Source organism: Streptococcus sp. 4886, assembly GCF_013276485.1.
GTDB lineage: Bacteria > Bacillota > Bacilli > Lactobacillales > Streptococcaceae > Streptococcus.
The window spans coordinates 1-19416 of sequence record NZ_VMLD01000012.1; the positions used below are offsets into that span (position 1 = coordinate 1).

General features: G+C 39.7%; 6 protein-coding genes. 2 read left to right on the forward strand and 4 right to left on the reverse strand.

Annotation, left to right across the window (positions count from 1 at the left end; genetic code table 11):
* The coding region (locus HT679_RS06265; protein WP_173213583.1) for a Rib/alpha-like domain-containing protein at nucleotides 1-11016 on the reverse strand (11016 nt) is incomplete at its 3' end.
* Between the two features lie 1245 nt (nucleotides 11017-12261).
* Nucleotides 12262-13188 carry an Rpn family recombination-promoting nuclease/putative transposase gene (locus HT679_RS06270; RefSeq protein ID WP_173213585.1) on the reverse strand — a complete coding sequence of 309 codons (927 nt, stop codon included), beginning with the start codon at nucleotides 13186-13188 and terminating at the stop codon, nucleotides 12262-12264.
* A gap of 197 nt (nucleotides 13189-13385) precedes the next feature.
* Between HT679_RS06270 and HT679_RS06275 the strand changes: the two genes are divergently transcribed.
* Both HT679_RS06275 and HT679_RS06280 read left to right on the forward strand, forming a co-directional pair.
* Entirely contained in the window at nucleotides 13386-14381 is a 996-nt protein-coding gene (locus HT679_RS06275; protein ID WP_173213587.1) for a Gfo/Idh/MocA family oxidoreductase, read from the forward strand.
* Nucleotides 14359-15441, forward strand: coding sequence for a DEAD/DEAH box helicase (locus tag HT679_RS06280; protein WP_173213589.1), 1083 nt, complete (start codon nucleotides 14359-14361; stop codon nucleotides 15439-15441). The genes HT679_RS06275 and HT679_RS06280 overlap by 23 nt, the downstream gene beginning before the upstream one ends.
* A 662-nt stretch (nucleotides 15442-16103) precedes the next feature.
* Here the strand turns inward: HT679_RS06280 and tuf are convergent.
* Complete coding sequence (tuf, locus tag HT679_RS06285; protein ID WP_001040724.1) at nucleotides 16104-17300, reverse strand: elongation factor Tu; 1197 nt, start codon at nucleotides 17298-17300, stop codon at nucleotides 16104-16106.
* 1073 nt (nucleotides 17301-18373) lie between these two features.
* Complete coding sequence (gene gla / locus HT679_RS06290) at nucleotides 18374-19243, reverse strand: aquaglyceroporin Gla (RefSeq protein WP_173213591.1); 870 nt, start codon at nucleotides 19241-19243, stop codon at nucleotides 18374-18376.
* Nucleotides 19244-19416: the final 173 nt, after the last annotated feature.

A 19416-nucleotide genomic window follows, 5' to 3' on the forward strand; every position in this document is an offset into this window, starting at 1 on the left:
GCTTGCTGGCTTGTCAGCTGTAGCTGGTGCACTTGTGATTTCGCTTCCTAAGGCATTATTCGCTTGCGTTAGAGCTGTCTTGTCTGCTGGTTTCACCACATACGGAACTGTTACTTTTTCTGTACTTTGATCTGCATAAGTAATAACAACGTCAAGATTATGACTACCTACTGTAGTTGGATATTGTGTTCCTTCTTTCAGTGCAGCTGATGCTTTGTTATCTACATTTACCGCAGCAAGTAACTCTTCATTTGTAGGATTTTCACCGACCACTTTTGTAATCGTGTTAGTAGTCACTGTATGTGCAGGAGCTGAAATTGACGTTGGTGTTTGCGCACTCTTGGTATCACCACTTCCTGCTGTCGCAACTGCTGTTACTTGACGATTTCCTTGTACTGAGTTCGCTGGGAAGACCCAAGTATTTCCACGTTTTTCAATACCATCTGCTGTCCAGCCATTCGCTTTACTTACAGTTATTGTATTTACATTTGTATCAGTTGTAGGAACAGTAAATACTACTTCGTCTGCATCTTCTGGAATAGTTACAACAGTTTCACCATTTTGTTTATTCTCATAAGTCAACGCTGCTGGTGCTGGATTTGTCACTGTAATCGTTACATCATATTCGCCGACTTTATTTGTGCCAGTTGCAGAAGTCTCACTTAATTGAACCTTATATGTTCTTGTTCCAACTGTGTCAACATCAGGTTGTTCTTTCCATGTAGCTGTAAAGTCACCTGGGAAGGCTTTTTCAGCTCCCTTTTCAGTATAGCTAATACCTTTTCGAGCATCTGCTCTCAAGTCTGTCAGAGTTTGACTTCCCTTAGCTGCTGTAATGGTTTTCCCTGCGAAATTACGCTCTTTGGCTACATAAATCGTGCTTTCATCACTATCAGCAGTAAAGACAGTCTGTTTTACTTTAACAGGTTGGTCTGACGAGCCAATTTCAGCTGTTTGGTCTGTCTGACGTAAGTAGGTATTATCTGGAAGTTTATAGGTCCAGACACCATTTTTCAGTGCACCTTCACCTGGTTGAAGAGTAGCTGGGTCTTTTCCGTTATTAGCGTCAATTTCAACAGTTTTACCTGTTTGTAAGGTCAATACAACCTTCGTAGCACTTTCAAGAGCTGTACCAGAAATCGTACGATCAACATCACTTAATTTCGGATTTTCTTCAGTTCCTGCCGTCTTAGTAAATGTCGGCGCTGTTGGTTTGGCTACTTGCGAATGAGATATGTCAATAGTAGAGCCATCTGGGAAGTTAATCGCAGCTACTTTCGCCTTATCGTCCGTAGTTCCCTTAGTATAAGTTACATCTGCAGGTAAATTACTATTATTTGCATTCGCTTCTTTAATTTTAGCTGCAAAGCTGTCTTTCGCTGCATCTGTAAAGTTACCATCGGTGATTGCTGTATTACCATAAGTCACTTTTTCAGCATTCGTTGGATAAGTGACTTGATTTCTGTAGAAGTCAGCATACGTTTTAACAGTTACCGAATCACTCTTAGCAGAAGATACTTCATAAGCAGTGTCTTCTGTTGTATTTTTTCTAATTGTTTTCTTGTATGTTCCAGCGACAAGGACGTTAGCGTTTAGTTGTTCTCCTAATGCCAATTCTTTATTGTAGTCAGTTGTCGCGAATGTTACTGTTGTTGTTCCAGCTGGAACGTCTTTTTCTGCTACAACAGTGCCTTGAGCGTCTTTAAGTTGGACTTTTACAGTTGATCCTGTCGCTAACTGCGAAGTTTCTGGTAAGTTTGATACCGTAACAGCTGGTTTAGTACCTGCTTGACCTTGAAGTGTTGGTGCTTTTGGTTTAACCGCTAACGTTACTTTGATGTTTTGATCATTGTAATTATCCGTATCATCTCCACGAGCATTTTTCACAGCAGAACCATACCAAACATTAACATTTTCTTCTCGTACTCCGATAGTTGTCTGTGCTTTATCTGTTGGATTAGGTGAACTATAACCATTCCCCCAACCTATCGCTGTTCCTCCTGGATTTGGCACACTCGGATTACTTAGCTCAACATAGTCTCTGACATTTGTTTTTGCAAATGCTTTCCCTACAGTGGTCTCTGCTGAATAATCTTTACCATTTTCTAATTTGGCTTTATTTCCATAAGTTCTGAAAGTAACTGTTTTTTCTACAGTTCCAGCCCCATTTGGATAAGTAACAATTATTTTGTGTCTTATTTCTCCTGCTACTGTGCTTATAGGTACCCCATTCTCAAATGCAACCGTAGTTCCTGCTGGTCTGTTTCCTTCAAAGGCTACATAGAAGTCTGCTGTAGGAGGTTGTGTTCTACCTTTAGTTCCCCATAAAGCTGAGGTCAATGGTTGACTAACAACCTCATAGTAGGTATTCACTTCTTGATTATTAACCTTACGAAGCGTTACCCCTGGATATACTGTTACTGGGATAGTCAATTCAGTATTCACACCATTTAGACTAACTTCTACAGTTTTAGTTGTAGTTCCTACTGTCGCTGTTGTTGGTTGCTCGCCATTTTTCCATGTTGCAGAAGTTAAAGTAACCCCTTCAGGCACTTCTACAAAGTTAGCTGCATTCGCAACATTATCAATAGTAGCATCTTTGATAGCGTAAACAGCTTTAGGTTTAACAGCAGTAATCGTAATCGTCTTGTCTGCTTTATTACCGTTCTTGTCTAAGACAGTTACCTTAATATCATTTTGAGAAACTGAGCGTAACGTTCCTTTAATTGATTGAGTATCGTCATCGTAGATTAGACCAGATGGTAAACTAGAAACAATAATATTCCCTTCATCAATACCAACCCCAGAATCTGATAATCCAAGAGGGATATCAACCATTTTTTCTGCTTCTATAATTTTCGAAGAAGCTCCGATAACAGGCGCTGTTTGATCTCCAGTTCCAGCTTGAGCCGTCGCTTTGTTACTTTCGATACTTTGAGCTACGACTTTTGCTGTAACATCTGCTTGGTCTTTGACAACTTGGTCTTTCAATGTGATTGCACCAGTAGTTGCATCAATACTAATGCCGTCTTTTTGACCACTTGTAATCGACCATTGATTATCAGCACCCTTAGTAGCTACAATGGTTGTAGCAGCTTGAGCAGTTTTTCTTACTTCTCCACTAACTTGTAGTTGATTGTTATCTGCAGGAGTGTAAGTTACTTCTAGTTTATCGACAGTTGCTTCAGTCACTGGAGTTACTGTAACATCACCGTTACCCGCAGGAGTTACTGTCGGTTGACTTGGTTTAACGTTTACTGTAACACGCTCTACATCTTCACTTGAACCATCTGGATATGCTACCGTTATTGTCGCTTGTTTGACTCCTGGTGTTGATGTGTCTAAAGTCCCTGCTTTCCATGTAAACCTTGTGTTTGTTGGTAAGCTTGTCGCATTTGCTATGCTATCTTCAGCTGCTGGTTGGCTTCCCTTGTCTACAGTTTTCTCTACTGCTGTTGGTTCGTAAATTTCTTTTTGTGTAGGTGCAGTTACTGGGATTTGAATATCTTCAGTAGAACCATCTGGATATGTAATACTTGCGCCAATACTATAAGTATTGTCAGTAGAATTACGTGTAATCGCTCCATTATCCTTCAGATTGATACTCATATCTTGAGTGTTATAGGCTACTTTTACATCCCCTTTTGTAGTAGTGAATGTAAGGTTTTGTTTCATAGCATCAAACTCTGTTTGAGTCACTGCAGCATTACTCAAAGCAATATCTCTTTCAAGACGTTGAGCTGTTATCGTCGGTGTATACTTATTTGCTTGTGTTCTTACCTTGAATAACACACGTGTTGGACTAGTTTTATCATTACGTTTATTTCCATCAACTGTGTGTAAATCATTTCCTGCTGCATCAATTGCGCTTGCGTAACGAGTTACAATTATTTCATCATTATTCCATAATGTTGAACCTGTTCTATATTTATTTAACGTTCCTGTTACTGTTACTGTCTTCGGTGCTGGATATGTCGTATCACCACTCACTGGATATCGTTCATAATCAATACCCACACCACCTAAATCAGCAAAGTTTCCATTATATTCAACAAATCCTACTTGCGATAATTTCCCAGAATTGTCTTTAAACGTTGCGACTGGTAAATTCGTTGTTTCTGTTGGTGTGATGTATACTACACGATTTCCTTCAGCATCTGTTTCCGTATTTTGGAAATCAACTGTAGGGAAGTCAGGGTCTCCATCTTTAGCAACTCCAATTGCTTCGCTACTTTCAAGACTACCACTTGTAGTCATGAAAGCTATAGCTTTTACTGTTGAACCATCTTGAACTAAACGGTCTTTAATTTTAACAGTACCTGTTGCTCCATCAATTGTAATTGGAGTTCCTGAGCCAAATGACCATGTATCTCCATTTTTAGATGCAGTATAGGTTACTTCTCGTGGATTTTCCTGTGTAGTGTAAGTCACTTTTAGACGATTGACATTGGTTTCGTTTGCTTGTGTAATAAGCACATCACCATTATCTTGTGGACTTACCACTGGTGTTTGTGGTTTCACTTCAAAGTTAATGGTTTTCTCAATGTAACGACGTCCATTAAACTCTCTATCGGCATTTCCTGTCACTTCAGTTCCAATGCCGTCAGTTCCTGCATATCCAACTGGGAAGTAGGCTCTTGCTTTCACTACATGACGTCCTGGTGCATCTGGCAAGTTTGTAATAACTGTTCCAGCTTCATTGACCATACGGAAGGTCATACCACTAGGGAAATTACCAGCATCTTGACGATTTGTCCCATCGTTAACCGTTAAGTAGTTATTGGCATCTTCCAGTCTTTGTCCTGCAGTTGCCGGTACGGTAATTGAGGATTGATTTGCTTGAGCTGAACGAGATGGCTCAAAATCTAAATCTACTACTTTTAGACGGAATTTAACTTCTGCTTGGTTTCCTGAATCAACTCCATTGCTTCCATCAGACACCTTAAGTGTTACAGTTGTCAGTCCTAATTGTGCATTCGATGGAATTCTTCCTGTGATAGTATGCGTTCCGACTGAATCTTGTGTTTTTCCAGTCTCTGTTAATGTATCACTAGTTCCATTAAACTGAATTCCACTTGGTAAACCACTTACATACTTAAGGTTTACTCTACCATCTGAGTCATTATCAAAGAATGTTAATGGCAGATTTAGATTAGCTCCACGATAGACAGTCACCACTGGAGAAGTAGACTCTTTATCATTTAATGTTACGACTCTATCAGCATCTGTTCGATTCGTTAATTTAACTGTTGGGGCTACCTTATCTGCATTTTCAACTGGTATTCGAATGTCCTTAGTTGAACCATCTGGATATGTAATAGTTGCTCCTACGTAATATGCACCATTCTCACTCTTAATAGCACCACCATCTTTCATAGCGATATTCATATCTGGAGAATTGTATGCTACTTTAACATCTCCTTTATTTGTAGAGAATGTTAAGTTTGGTTTCATCTTATTAAATTCTTCAGCAGTTACGCGAACATCGTTTGCCGTAAAATCTTTTTTAAGCGTTTGTGTATTGATAGTAGGTTCATATTTAGCTGCTTGCGTCAATACTTTGATGACTACACGATTCGGATTTTGTTTATTGTCCGTAACATTTTTAAACTCATTATCTGCAGCATCTTTGGCATAAACATAACGAGTTACAATATTATCACCGTTACTCCATATACGTCTTGTATTACGATTTTCTCTTGGAAGTTTTCCTGTAATCTCAATGTTAAATGGCGCACTAAACTCAACATTATTTTCACTAGCTTTTTTGTTGTAATCTAAACCAAAGTCCAGATTAGTATTACGTCCATCACCGTGATATAACACAACCTCTCTTAACTTGTTAGAATCATCCCTCACAGTTCCTAAAATTATAGAACTATTCGATAAGTCCTCTGTCGGAGTTACATAAACAACACGCTCTCCATTTTCAAGTGATGTATATTTATCACTAAAAGTAAAGGTCGGTGCAGTCTTCTCACCTGCTAAAGAAGTCCCAGTAGAAACCGTACTCTCCACATTTTGGGCTACTACCTTAGCTGTAACTGCTGTAGTATCTCTTACTTGACGGTCTTTAATTGTGACAGCACCAGATATTGCTTCTATTGTCACTCCATCTGCAGGAGCATTCGTTAATGCCCATGTATTACCAGTCTTAGTAGCTGTTACTGTTCGTTGGTTATTATCTTTATCTGTATAGGTAAAGCTTAAGGTGTTGACATTTGTTTGGTTAGTATGTGATACTACTACATCCCCATTAGCCTCAGCAGTAACAATCGGCGCTGTTGGTTTAACGTCAAATTCAATTTCACGAGTTGTATATGTACGATTTCTAATTTCATCAATTCTATCTCCTATCGCATTAGATGGAGTTGTTGATAAACCATTTGTCGGTACATAAGTTGTTGGGTAGAAGGCTCCCGCTTTTACAAGATATTTCCCAGGTGCAGTGAATGTTAAATTTGTTCTAAATTCATTATTATTTGCTCCAGTAATATAGCGGAATGTCATGTCTCGAGGGAATAAATTATCATTTCTATTTATCCCTGTTCCCAATCCTGTTCCTGTTGTAGCAGTTAAATATTCATTCGGATCTGGAGTTTGCTGATTTAAAGCTACTTCTTTCGTAATTTTCGTAGTACCAGTAGCTTGAGAATATCCACTTTCAAAATCAATATCTAAAACACGAATATTAAATTTAACTTCTTTTTTGTTTCCTTGGTCAACATTCCTACTTGCGGCATCAGATACTTTTAATGTAACTGTATGTACTCCAAGAGTTGCATCTGTTGCCACTCTACCTCTCACAGTATAAGTACCAGGTGTCGTTTCTGTTTTGCCACTTTCGTTAATTGTCGTAGAAGTAGTTGCACTTTCATTACTATTAAACAAGACACCTTTTGGAAGTCCTTCTTTGTAACCAATATTAACTTTACCAGTATTTGCATTATCATAATACTTCAATGGTAATTCAATAGTCGCCCCACGATATACATCAATTGTTGTAGCCGCTGAATCAGTCGTTAATGTAACTTCAGTATTGTTGTTTGCTTTATTTGTTAATTTAACTGTCGGTGCAACCGTGTCTTGAACATTAAATGTAATAGCTGTTCCCACACTTGTTGGGGCATAAATCGTATATGCTTTGCCATCAATTGTCTTTTTAACAGGAGTCGTACTGTTAGGTATATTCACTGTTGCTTTGTATTTAGTAACAGTGCCTACTGTGTCTAATTTTGTATCATTCGCTTTAGTTGTTGTTCCCTCTTTCCAAGAATAGGTAACATTATCCGGAAGATACTTAGACGCTTCAGTTCCTGAGCTATTATCAACCACTTTTAAGTAATCTTGTGGTTTTCCTAGTGTTGAATTAACCGCAACATCTTTAGGAGAATTTTTTGGTTGAATATCTACAACTGTATATTGGAATTTGTATGTTTTTGCATTATTGTTGGCATCACTTACAACAACACTTGCCTCACTTGTCCCAAGAGCTGCGTTCGTGTCAACCAAATTATTAGCTGTTAATTGATAAGATGTTCCGCTTGTAAGATTTGTCTTATCATCATCATTACTTCCGTTTTTATTAAACCATACTCCAGCAGGTCCTCCACTCATCTTGAATGACGATACTGTACCAGAATTATCGCTAACAGTAAATGTAGGATTGAATGTTGCTCCACGATAAAGCACAAAACGATTATCAGCAGCATTTTCAGTCAATGCCTTACCATTCATCGTTACTGTTGGTGCTTCGTTATCTCTAGCAATCACACGATATTTGAAGAAGTATTGTTTATCACCAGTTGAACCATCACTAACCGTTATCGTTGATGTATACGTTCCAGGAGTCCTATCATTAGGAACATTCCCACTAAAGGTAGCTTCAAATGTATTAGACACAGTTGCATTATTATTCGCTCTAAAAGCAGTATTTGCATTAGTAGCCGTTACTCCTGGTGGAAGGTTAGTAATCTGAAATTTAGTAAGATTCCCTATATTGTCAAATGCTTCAATTCGCGGTCTAAACGGTTGTCCCTGCACTACTTCATATAAAGCCGGATCTGCATCATTTCTCGCTTCAGGAAGTTCACTTCCATTTACGATTCTAACTTTAGGTGGCACACCATCTGTTGCCCTTCTTTCATTCGAACCATCAGAAGATATCTCATCTTGGTGTTTGCCATTGTAATCAATCCAGTCACCGTCTACAACAGTTTTTGCAACATATGTTCCAGGTTCCAGTTTAAGAGCATTAAATGTAGCAACTCCATTTGCCCCTGCCGTAGCACTAATAGGTTGTTGATCACTACCTCTCACAGCCGTTAAGGTTTCACCATCTTTTTTATACAGATATACTTTATATCCTTCTGTACCATTAGTAACTTCTACATTTGTCGCAACTCCAGCTGCTCTCGTTAAATCAGTTTTAATAGTAGGTGTTTTAGGTTTAACAACAAAATTTATCGGTGTTGTAGAGGATGAATCATCTGACTTATACCAAGATTTGATAAGATAACGAGTTACACCCGGGCGGTTGGCAATTAGTTTAGCTGCCTGTTCTTTAGTATACTCTTTACCATCAAGAATCCAAGTATAGACAACACCCTCTGAACCATTTTTTGCTAAATTGTTAGCAGCACCTTTACCATCCTCAGTATTAGGATAATCTAAAAAGTGCAGGTAAGATGTCGTATCTATAATATAATTCGTATAGATTCCTGTTGTAATAACACCTTTAGCTTTTTCGGGGTTATTAACTGCAGAACCTTGGGCATACGTATTTCCACCATATATCCCTGCTTGATCACCATAGTTAACTGTAGAATAACGATCTTGTTCTACAAGCATATAGCCATTTCCATAGGCTTGTACTCTGATTTTTTCCGCATTATCTGTCTCTAAGCTAGTTCTAGCATACCAATGGTTAATTAGTTTCCTAGTAGCATCTTCTACTCGCTTAAGACCACCTGCAAAAGTTAAATTCTTCATATCATTTGAACCAGTTGTCTCAAATGATATAACATAAGCATTGTCGTCCCCTGAATTCAATTCAAAAGTATAGACATCACGAACATCATTTTTAATAACTTTGATTTTCTCATCAGAGTATCTTTGTATATTCTTGTCCGTTTCAATTACGGAATCCCTGTTATAGAATCCCCTATTTAAATAACCAGTTCCCGAGGTATGCTCTCTCGCAAGCTCTTCAAGAGTCCCAATTTTAAACTGTTTGGCAGCTGAATTCCCTGGACGAGCTAAAGACACTGCATTTGTTTGATCTTTTGTCCCTTTAGCTACATTTATCAATCCAGCCCCACGGAATGGGTGACCTTCCGAAAGATTTTTAAATGCCGTATCTAAAACAGTTCTAAGTTCGTCTGAAGAACCACTTGTCGATGGACGTTCTAAAATACTACCACCATTTTTGTTAATGGCTTGCACAGAAGCTGAACCACTTTTAAATTGCTGACCTTGCGGAAGCGTGAAGTAAACCTTATTGGTTCCTAATGTTTTATGATTGTTATTGACCACAATTTGCCAAGACAATCCAGTTTTAGTAGGTCTGACATCAATATGAAATGCCTGATATGCCTCTGTTATTTCTCCGCCTTCATAGTAAAGATTCCCTACTCCACCTTTTGAGTAGAATACATAGCTATACTTAGGATAAGGCGAACCATTCTGACCACTTTCAAAGAAGTAGCCTGTCTTAGAAGCATAGTCTGCATTTTCTACACCTCGACCACTTGCACGATTTTCATTTAGTGCACGTCTCGTACGTGTTTGTGCACCTGCTGGCATCGAGCGGAAACCTGACCATCCTGTAGCGTTGGTACGCGGTTGGATGGTTACATTGTTTTCACTTGGAGTTGCAGACTCTGCTGGATTTACAGGTCCTGTTACCTTTCCTCTATTAGCCTCTTTTTCAGAGAGGACTCCTTCGATCAGTTCACGTGATTTTTTCAGGTCTGCTAAGGCAGCACTAAAGTCTTCTTGGCTAATAGTGTCACCTTTAGAGAAGGCTTCGTTGAACTTATCAGCAGCTGCCTTGGCTGCTTGGATTTTATCTGCCGATGCTCCGTTAGCTCGGAGTTGATTAGTGATAAACTCTAACTCATCTTTTAGTCCATAAACACCATTTTCACCTTCTGTATTTGTGTAGGTTGGGAGCGTCTGTGGAGTAGCTTGAGTGCTAGCTCCAGAACCTGTTGAGTCTCCTCCAGCAGATGGCGTAACTTGATTTTCATCTGGTGTAGGCTCGCTCAAAGCTCTTCTACGACCTTTTCCTCCACTTGTTTGCGCAGTCGTAGCTCCCTCTGGAGTAGCGAGTCCAGTAGATGTCAGACCTGCTTTTTCCAAGATTGTTGGAGTTTCTAAGCTAGGTGTCAAGGCTTGATTGACACGGCTCGTAAGCTCAGCCATCAGTCTTGCTTGCTCATCAACCTGCGCTTGTGTCGCTTTAGGGTCGCTCAAAACTGCATTAGCTGCTGCTAGACCAGCTTCCACTTCATCGTGGAGAGCCTTCATTGAGCTAAGCGTTAGTTTTGCCAACAAAGCTTGCAGATTCCCTTGAGTCGATTTGGCTGCTGTCGTATCAGCGACGGTCGGCTGTTCTTGCTCTTTTACTTCTCCTGCTTGAGAAGGTTCTTGGTTAGCTGAATTTGTCTCGGACTGAGCAGAGTTAGACTCAGCTCCTGCTTGCCCTTGATTGGTTCCCTCAGCTGGAGCTTCTTGCGTTTTCACCTCATCAGGTGCTTTGAGTTCAGCTGGCTGGTCAGTTAGAACCTTGTTCGAGTCTCCCTCATCCGAGGACGCCGGATTTCCATCTGCATTGCCATCAGAACCTGCCGTAACGACATCACTTGCCGTAGCTTGAGTGATGGGTTCATGCGCTGCTACTGCCCCGTTAGCAAAGAACATCAATGCCGCAACCGCGACACTGGCAGCACCAAAGTGGTATTTTCGAATCGAATATCGGAAAACCTTTTCTTTGTTATATTTTCCAAAGTCCATGAAATCTTTCTCCTTTTTTGTAAGTTGTTTTGAAAACAAAATAGCCTTATCATCTTCAAACTCACATGATATTAAATAGTATTGATAGCACTATTTAACCCACTGCACCCAGTGTACAGTCTAGTAATAATTATACCATACCCCCCCCCCCCCGAATTTACCAGCTAATCATCCAAAAATCTTGATTTTTAGAGAATTTTTTAGTATGTGTTTATTATATTGATTATAGGTATACACTTTTTTGATTTATTTCCTAGAAACTAATAACTTTTCTATATCTTTATTTATGAAATTTTTAGTATAATAATAGTTATAATCGGCTGATTTTTAACAGTATGAATATATTGAATCGAATTTAGAAACCAAGTATGAATCCGGATTTTAGTTTGAAAAACCTCCCTATTTTTTATTGGAAGAGCTTATCATCAGTTTCTAAAAAATGTCTCAGACTTATACTAGACTTGTTCGATACCTATTTGCAGCAAGATTAAATGGTTAGCTGGTTAGAAATTGAATTGTTCAGCTTTTATTTCATCTCACTATCCCCTATTCCTAGAGCCACAATCTCCTTATTCCTTCCTTTGACGATTCTCATCTCCAAAATCACTCCTATCCCTAGACCGCTTTCAGCCCTTACTTCATGATAATCAAGCTTGGAAATATAATAGATTGAAATAGAATATGAACAAATTGATAAGGGGATTTTAAAATAATTTCTAACAATATTTTAAAAGCCCCTTGTACTATCCCAGCTTCAGCTCATTATATTTGTTCTAAATCCATCGATTATCATTCTACTCTTATCCTCAATCTAAGATTAGTATTTTTAGCTATCCTACATAAGTCTCCTAGCTTGCTTTTTGATTTTTGTTTATAGGATATTGAATTTGGAATAGTTCACTAGTACTTCTAAAACATTAATAGAAATTACTTTGACTTTCCTGACTGATTTGTTCAGTTCTTATTTCATTCATATATGCTATGCATTAACCGATAGCGGATACCTACGGAGAACTTGCCACTCAGATGTAGGACCTGCCCATCATACAAAAAAACAGACTTCATCCCACAAAGAGATAAAATCTGTTACTATTTTCTACACGATATTTCCTAATTTTTAATCCAGCAGTTGGTCTGCCTGACTGATGGCTCGCTCGGGGTGCTGGGTAAAGGGTTTGTTCCCGAAAAACTCCAACCATGGTTTACGAACCTCGTCTTTGCTGGTTTCTCTGTATTTTTCAATTCTTATTTATAATGGTCTTTCAATAATTCTTCAAACTCAGAGACAGTCACGCCTAATTGCTGACTGGCAACCTCGGAAGTCAGAAGTCCTTGACGGACCATATCTAGGAAGGCAAAAAGTTTTCCACGCTCTAAACCTTGTTCAATACCTTCTGCACGACCTCTCTCCAACCCTTTTTCTTCAGCTTGTTCCAAGGCATAGTCATGAGCGAGTAAGGCTTGTTCTTCTCGCATACGTAGTTGGCTAAACATTTTCCTGTCCTCCTCGGACCAGCTCTTGTAGTCCAGTAGTTGATCTGCTTGGCTGATGGCTCGCTCGGGTTCTTGGGTAAAGGGCTTGTTGCCGAAAAACTCCAACCATGGTTTACGAACCTTGTCTTTGCTGGTTTCTCTGTATTTTTTGAGTTCCAAGAACGCCATCTTGACCAGATGGTTTTCTTGTCCATTGTTTGTAATTGTTAAAATCTCACCTGTCGTGTCCTCGCGCATACTAAAGCTATGGAAAGCCAAGTCATCTGAAAAGTAATTGCTATCCACAATGGCAATTGCGTATACTGGTGCGATATGTTTGTAACTCTGATGAGTATCACCTTCTCGTTGGCGAACTTTTTCAAGATTTTGATTGACCTGACTGCACAGGTAAGCCCATAAACGATTGATGAAAAAATTCTGATGATGTACCTGAATTTCAATAATAACCTGTGTCCCATTGTCCAACTCCGCTAAAACATCTATACTGGTGTAGAAATCCTGTGCCGAGTAGGGTAAAGAAGGCAAGACGTGAATATTGCTTCCCTCCAAAATGGTCACATTTTTGGCTGGCAAGTCCAGCATATCGCGAATAAATTGACAAGTGATTTCTGGATTACTAAAGATTTTCTTAGCAACCAAATCGTTAGTTGGGCTGATGCCCGGATGTCTTAGAATCATCCTTTTCCTCCTTCTATTATAGCACATTTTTTAATCTAATTTACTAGATTTGATGCTTCTATCTATTTATTCGTAAAAGAAAGCTTTTCTTCAGAAGAAAGCTAATCGCTTATTTGAAATTTTTTCTCCTCTGTTGGATAGTCTCGTCCATCTATGTTATAATGAAAGAAGGATTTAAAATCGGAAAAGGAGTATCTATGCTTAAATTAGGTGTCATCGGAACAGGTGCTATCAGCCATCACTTCATAGAAGCAGCCCATGCTAGTGGAAAATACCAGCTGGTCGCAGTCTATTCTAGGAAACTTGAAACCGCAGCAACCTTTGCTTCTCACTATGAGAATATCCAACTATTCGATCAATTAGAGGACTTCCTCAAGTCTTCCTTTGATGTAGTCTATATTGCCAGTCCAAACTCCTTGCATTTTGCTCAGGCAAAAGCTGCCTTGTCTGTTGGTAAACACGTCATTCTTGAAAAGCCAGCTGTCACTCAGCCACAAGAATGGCTGGATTTAAGACATACAGCTGAGAAAAATCACTGTTTTATCTTTGAAGCAGCTCGCAATTACCATGAAAAAGCTTTCACTATCATCAAAAACTTTTTAGCAAACAAACAAATTTTGGGAGCAGATTGCAACTATGCCAAGTATTCTTCCAAAATGCCAGATTTGTTGGCTGGACTGACACCAAATGTCTTTTCAGCCCGTTTTGCTGGTGGAGCTCTTATGGATTTGGGGATTTATCCTCTCTACGCTGCCGTTCGTCTCTTTGGAAAGGCTGAGGACGCGACTTACCAGGCTCAACATCTTGACAATAGCATTGACTTAAATGGAGATGGTATCCTCTTCTACCCTGACTTTCAAGTTCATATTAAGGCTGGGAAAAACATTACTTCCAATCTTCCTTGCGAGATTTATACGACAGATGGTACCTTGACCCTCAACACGATTGAGCATCTTCGCTCAGCCATTTTTACCGACCACCAAGGCAATCAAGTCCAGCTCCCTATTCAACAGGCTCCTCATACGATGACTGAGGAAGTCGCTGCATTTGCACAGATGATTCAGCAACCAGACCAGACACTCTACCAGACTTGGCTGGATGATGCAGGCTCTGTTCATGAGCTACTATATACCATGCGCCAGACTACTGGCATTAGATTTGAGGCAGAAAATGAAAACCAAACTACCGACTGAGTGGCAAGAACTGAGCGACCAACTCGGTTTCCAAGAATTCACCCCCATTCAAACTCAACTATTTGAGCCCCTTCTTGCTGGAGAAAACCTCCTAGGAGTGAGCCCAACAGGAACTGGTAAGACCCTAGCTTACCTCCTACCAAGTCTTCTCAGACTACAAAAGAAAAAAGCCCAGCAACTCTTGATTCTAGCACCAAATACAGAGCTTGCTGGACAGATTTTTGATGTATGTAAAACGTGGGCTGAAGCTATCGGTTTGACAGCCCAACTCTTCCTATCAGGTTCAAGCCAGAAACGCCAGATTGAACGCCTAAAAAAAGGACCAGAAATTCTGATTGGAACCCCTGGCCGTATCTTTGAACTAATTAAATTGAAAAAAATCAAGATGATGAATGTGGAAACTATCATCCTGGATGAATTTGACCAATTACTAGATGATTCTCAGATTCACTTTGTTGAAAAAATCACTCACTACGCACCGCGTGACCACCAACTCATCTACATGAGTGCCACGACCAAGTTTGACCAAGAAAAGATTGCACCTAACACACGTACCATTGATCTCTCTGACCAAAAACTGGACAACATCCAACATTTCTATATGCAGGTAGACCAACGTCACCGAGTGGATATGCTACGAAAACTGGCTCATGTGGAGGATTTCCGCGGTCTTGTCTTCTTTAACAGCCTATCAGACCTTGGAAGTGCAGAAGAAAAATTACAGTATCGGGAGATCCTAGCTGTTTCCCTCGCTAGTGATGTCAATGTTAAATTTAGAAAAGTCATCTTAGAAAAGTTTAAAGACAAGCAACTGACCCTACTCCTTGCAACAGACCTTTTGGCTCGAGGGATTGATATCGATAGCCTAGAATGCGTCGTAAACTTTGATGTTCCTAGAGATATTGAAACCTACACTCACCGCGCTGGCCGTACTGGTCGTATGGGCAAGGAAGGTTATGTTATCACTCTCGTCACTCATCCAGAAGAACTTAAAAAACTCAAGAAATTTGCGAGCGTACGTGAAATTGTCTTGAAAAATCAAGAACTCTATATTAAATAAAGCCCCATTGCTCTATACATATCCAGTGTATAGAGCTTTTTTATAAGCAATTCAATTTTATACTCTTCGAAAATCTCTTCAAACCGCGTCAGCTTCGCCTTGCTGTATGTATATGATACTGACTTCGTCAGTTCTATCTATAACCTCAAAACGGTGTTTTGAGCTGACTTCGTCAGTTCTATCTGCAACCTCAAGACAGTGTTTTAAGCTGACTTCGTCAGTCTTATCTACAACCTCAAAAACATATTTTGAGCTGACTTCGTCAGTTCTATCTGCAACCTCAATACAGTGTTTTGAGCTGACTTCGTCAGTTCTATCTACAACCTCAAAACGGTGTTTTGAGCTGACTTCGTCAGTTCTATCTGCAACCTCAAAACGGTGTTTTGAGCTGACTTCGTCAGTTCTATCTGCAACCTCAAGACCATGTTTTGAGCTGACTTCGTCAGTCTTATCTACAACCTCAAAACAGTGTTTTGAGCTGACTTCGTCAGTTCTATCTGCAACCTCAATACAGTGTTTTGAGCAGCCTGCAGCTAAAACTTCCTAGTTTGCTCTTTGATTTTCATTGAGTATTAGTTCAATACCTGAAAAAAAGAACCTTGCAAAGCAAGATTCTTTCAGTGTCTGACTTAAATAATTGTTCTTCTGGGAACTAAATCGAATTAAGCTTCGATTTCTGTAACCATACCTGAACCAACAGTACGTCCACCCTCACGGATAGAGAATGTAGTACCTTGTTCTACGGCGATTGGGTGGATCAACTCAACGTCGATTGTCACGTTATCACCAGGCATTACCATTTCAGTACCTGCTGGAAGTTCGATTGAACCTGTAACGTCAGTAGTACGGAAGTAGAATTGTGGACGGTAGTTGTTGAAGAATGGAGTGTGACGTCCACCTTCTTCTTTAGTAAGGATGTAGACTTCACCTTTGAATTTAGTGTGTGGGTTGATTGAACCTGGTTTAGCAATAACTTGTCCACGTTCGATTTCGTCACGTTGAACACCACGAAGAAGGACACCTACGTTATCTCCGGCAAGACCTTCGTCAAGTTGTTTACGGAACATTTCAACACCAGTAACAACTGCTTTTTGAGTTTCTTCTTTGATACCAACGATTTCGATTTCGTCGTTGACTTTAACGATACCACGGTCGATACGTCCTGAAGCAACTGTACCACGTCCAGTGATTGAGAATACGTCTTCGACTGGAAGAAGCAATGGTTTGTCAGTGTCACGTTCTGGTTCTGGGATGTACTCATCAACTGTGTTCATCAATTCCATAACGATGTCTTCGTATTTAGAGTCACCTTCAAGAGCTTTAAGAGCTGAACCTTGGATAACTGGAAGATCGTCACCTGGGAAGTCGTATTCTGACAATAGGTCACGGATTTCCATTTCAACCAATTCAAGCAATTCTTCGTCGTCAACCAAGTCAACTTTGTTCATGAAGACGATAAGGTGTTTAACACCAACTTGACGTGAAAGAAGGATGTGTTCACGAGTTTGTGGCATTGGTCCGTCAGTTGAAGCTACTACAAGGATAGCTCCGTCCATTTGAGCGGCACCAGTGATCATGTTTTTAACGTAGTCCGCGTGTCCTGGAGCGTCGATGTGAGCGTAGTGACGTTTTTCAGTTTCGTACTCAACGTGCGCAGTGTTGATTGTGATACCGCGTTCGCGTTCTTCTGGAGCAGCATCGATAGACGCATAGTCTTTAGGTTGGTTAACTGATGAAGGCAAGCGACGTGCCAAAACAGTTGTGATAGCTGCAGTTAGGGTAGTTTTACCGTGGTCAACGTGTCCGATAGTACCAATGTTAACGTGTGGTTTACTACGATCGTATTTTTCTTTTGCCATTTGAGTAAAAGCCTCCAATAAAATATATTTTATAGATAGACAGTAGGCAATACAGTCTAACTTTCCTTACTATTTTATCAAATTTCAGCTAAATTGCAAGTGTTTTACAACGTTTTTGTGAATTATTCTTGGTAAAAATTTAACTAACTATATAGAAAGTACTAAATAGACTTATCCTTCGAGGAGTTTTCAGCATTATTCATCCACTCACTTGCTGAAAATGCAAACAGTCTCTGGTTTATACTACAAAAGCAAACTAGGAAGCTAGGTATAAGTTATTCACAACATCAGTTTAATACTCTTCGAACATCTCTTCAAACCACGTCAGCGTCGCCTTACCGTAGGTATAGTTGAGACTGGTCAAAAAGTCTTTGCAATCAGAAAAACATATAGTATCAGGTCTTGAGAAATCTTGGTACTATGCGTTTTATGGGAAGATTTACTTCATTTTCTCCTAAAGTCGAGTTTTTGCCAAACCTCTTCATCTACAACCTCAAAACATTATTTTGAGCTGACTTCGTCAGTTCTATCTACAACCTCAAAGCAGTGCTTTGAGCAACCTGCGGCTAGCTTCCTAGTTTACTCTTTGATTTTCATTGAGTATAAGATTGCAGATAAAACGATAAGGACGTCGGTCGAAGAATAGCCCCCCCTAATCGCTTATTTTATGGCAAAATGAAATAAAAACTGAACATCTTGTTAAGGAAGGCAAATCAATTCCTCACAATGTTTGAGAAAGAAGGGCTGACTATTCCAACTTCAACCAACTATAAAGCAGACTTACAAGATAGGGAACCCATCTCCGATAATATATAGTAGAATGAAAACTGCACAATTTGATTGGGGAATTCAAACCAATTTCTCACAATGTTTTAGAAACAAGGATCTATTATTTCAACTGCAAGCTACTATAGCCCATTAAAGCTGAATAGCCCACTGAGACTTCTAAACCACTGCTGGAGAGAAGTTTGTTTAGACTTTCTTTCATTTCCTAGAAAATCAAAAAGAGAGAACCAATCTGATCCTCTCTTACTTATAGATGGTGCTCACTCAAATGTTAAAGGAGCTATTTCTTAGAGATAAAGGAATTTGAATACAGCTACTGCCGCAATTGCTGCTACAATAGGTGCTACTACTGGTACCCAAGAATACCACCATTTTGAATCGCCTTTATGCTCACCAAGAACTGATTTTGGAAGGAAAGCATGAAGGAGACGTGGTCCCAAGTCACGGGCTGGGTTCAAGGCAGGTCCTGTAGGTCCACCAAGTGATGTTACCAAGGCCATAACGAGGAATCCAAGTGCCAAGTGAGCTACAGAAAGTCCTGAAGCAGTGTGTGGAGCCACCTGTGCTTTAATAGCCAAGTCAGAAAAATCAACTGTTTGTCCTGCTTGTGTTGCCATTTGTTTCATGTATTGAAGCACTTCAGCACCAAAGAAGTTTTTAGTCAAACCAAGAGCTGCAAAGAACAAAACAAATGAACCAACAAACTCGTTTACAAAACCATTAACAGTTGCTGCATAGCGACTTTCTTTTGTACCATGGTCAATACTTGAAATAGTTGAGAAAGTTCCCAAGATGTTATTTGAGTTTTCAGTTTTCAAGTAGAATGGGCGGTGTGTTGCCACAACCAAGGCTTGACCAAAGATAGCCCCCAAGACTTGCGCGATAATGTAAGGTACCACTTGTGCCCAAGGGAAAAGACCGCTAACTGCAAGTCCTAGAGTGAAAGCAGGGTTGATGTGGTTCCCAGATACGTTACCAAACATCAAGGCTGGGATCATAACCCCCATACCATAACCAACAGCGATGACGATCCAGCCACTTTGGTGACCTTTCGTACCTTTAAGTTCAACGTTGGCAACTGCACCATTCCCAAGAATGATCAAAATGGCAGTTCCCAAAAATTCAGTGGCATACTTTAGTGCCCATGTGAAATCCATTTGCTAGATTCTCCTTAAAATTTTTTAGACATTCCTTATTTTATCAATTTTTACCCTATTTAGCAACTAGTTTCTGGAAAGATTTTTTAAAAATAATACTCTTCGAAAATCTCTTCAAACCACGTCAACGTCGCCTTGCCGTATGTATATGATACTGACTTCGTCAGTCTTAT

Coding starts and splice junctions, on each gene's coding strand:
- HT679_RS06270 (WP_173213585.1), bottom strand. CDS start 13,188: ATGATTCTAAGACATCCGGGCATCAGCCCAACTAACGATTTGGTTGCT.
- HT679_RS06275 (WP_173213587.1), top strand. CDS start 13,386: ATGCTTAAATTAGGTGTCATCGGAACAGGTGCTATCAGCCATCACTTC.
- HT679_RS06280 (WP_173213589.1), top strand. CDS start 14,359: ATGAAAACCAAACTACCGACTGAGTGGCAAGAACTGAGCGACCAACTC.
- tuf (WP_001040724.1), bottom strand. CDS start 17,300: ATGGCAAAAGAAAAATACGATCGTAGTAAACCACACGTTAACATTGGT.
- gla (WP_173213591.1), bottom strand. CDS start 19,243: ATGGATTTCACATGGGCACTAAAGTATGCCACTGAATTTTTGGGAACT.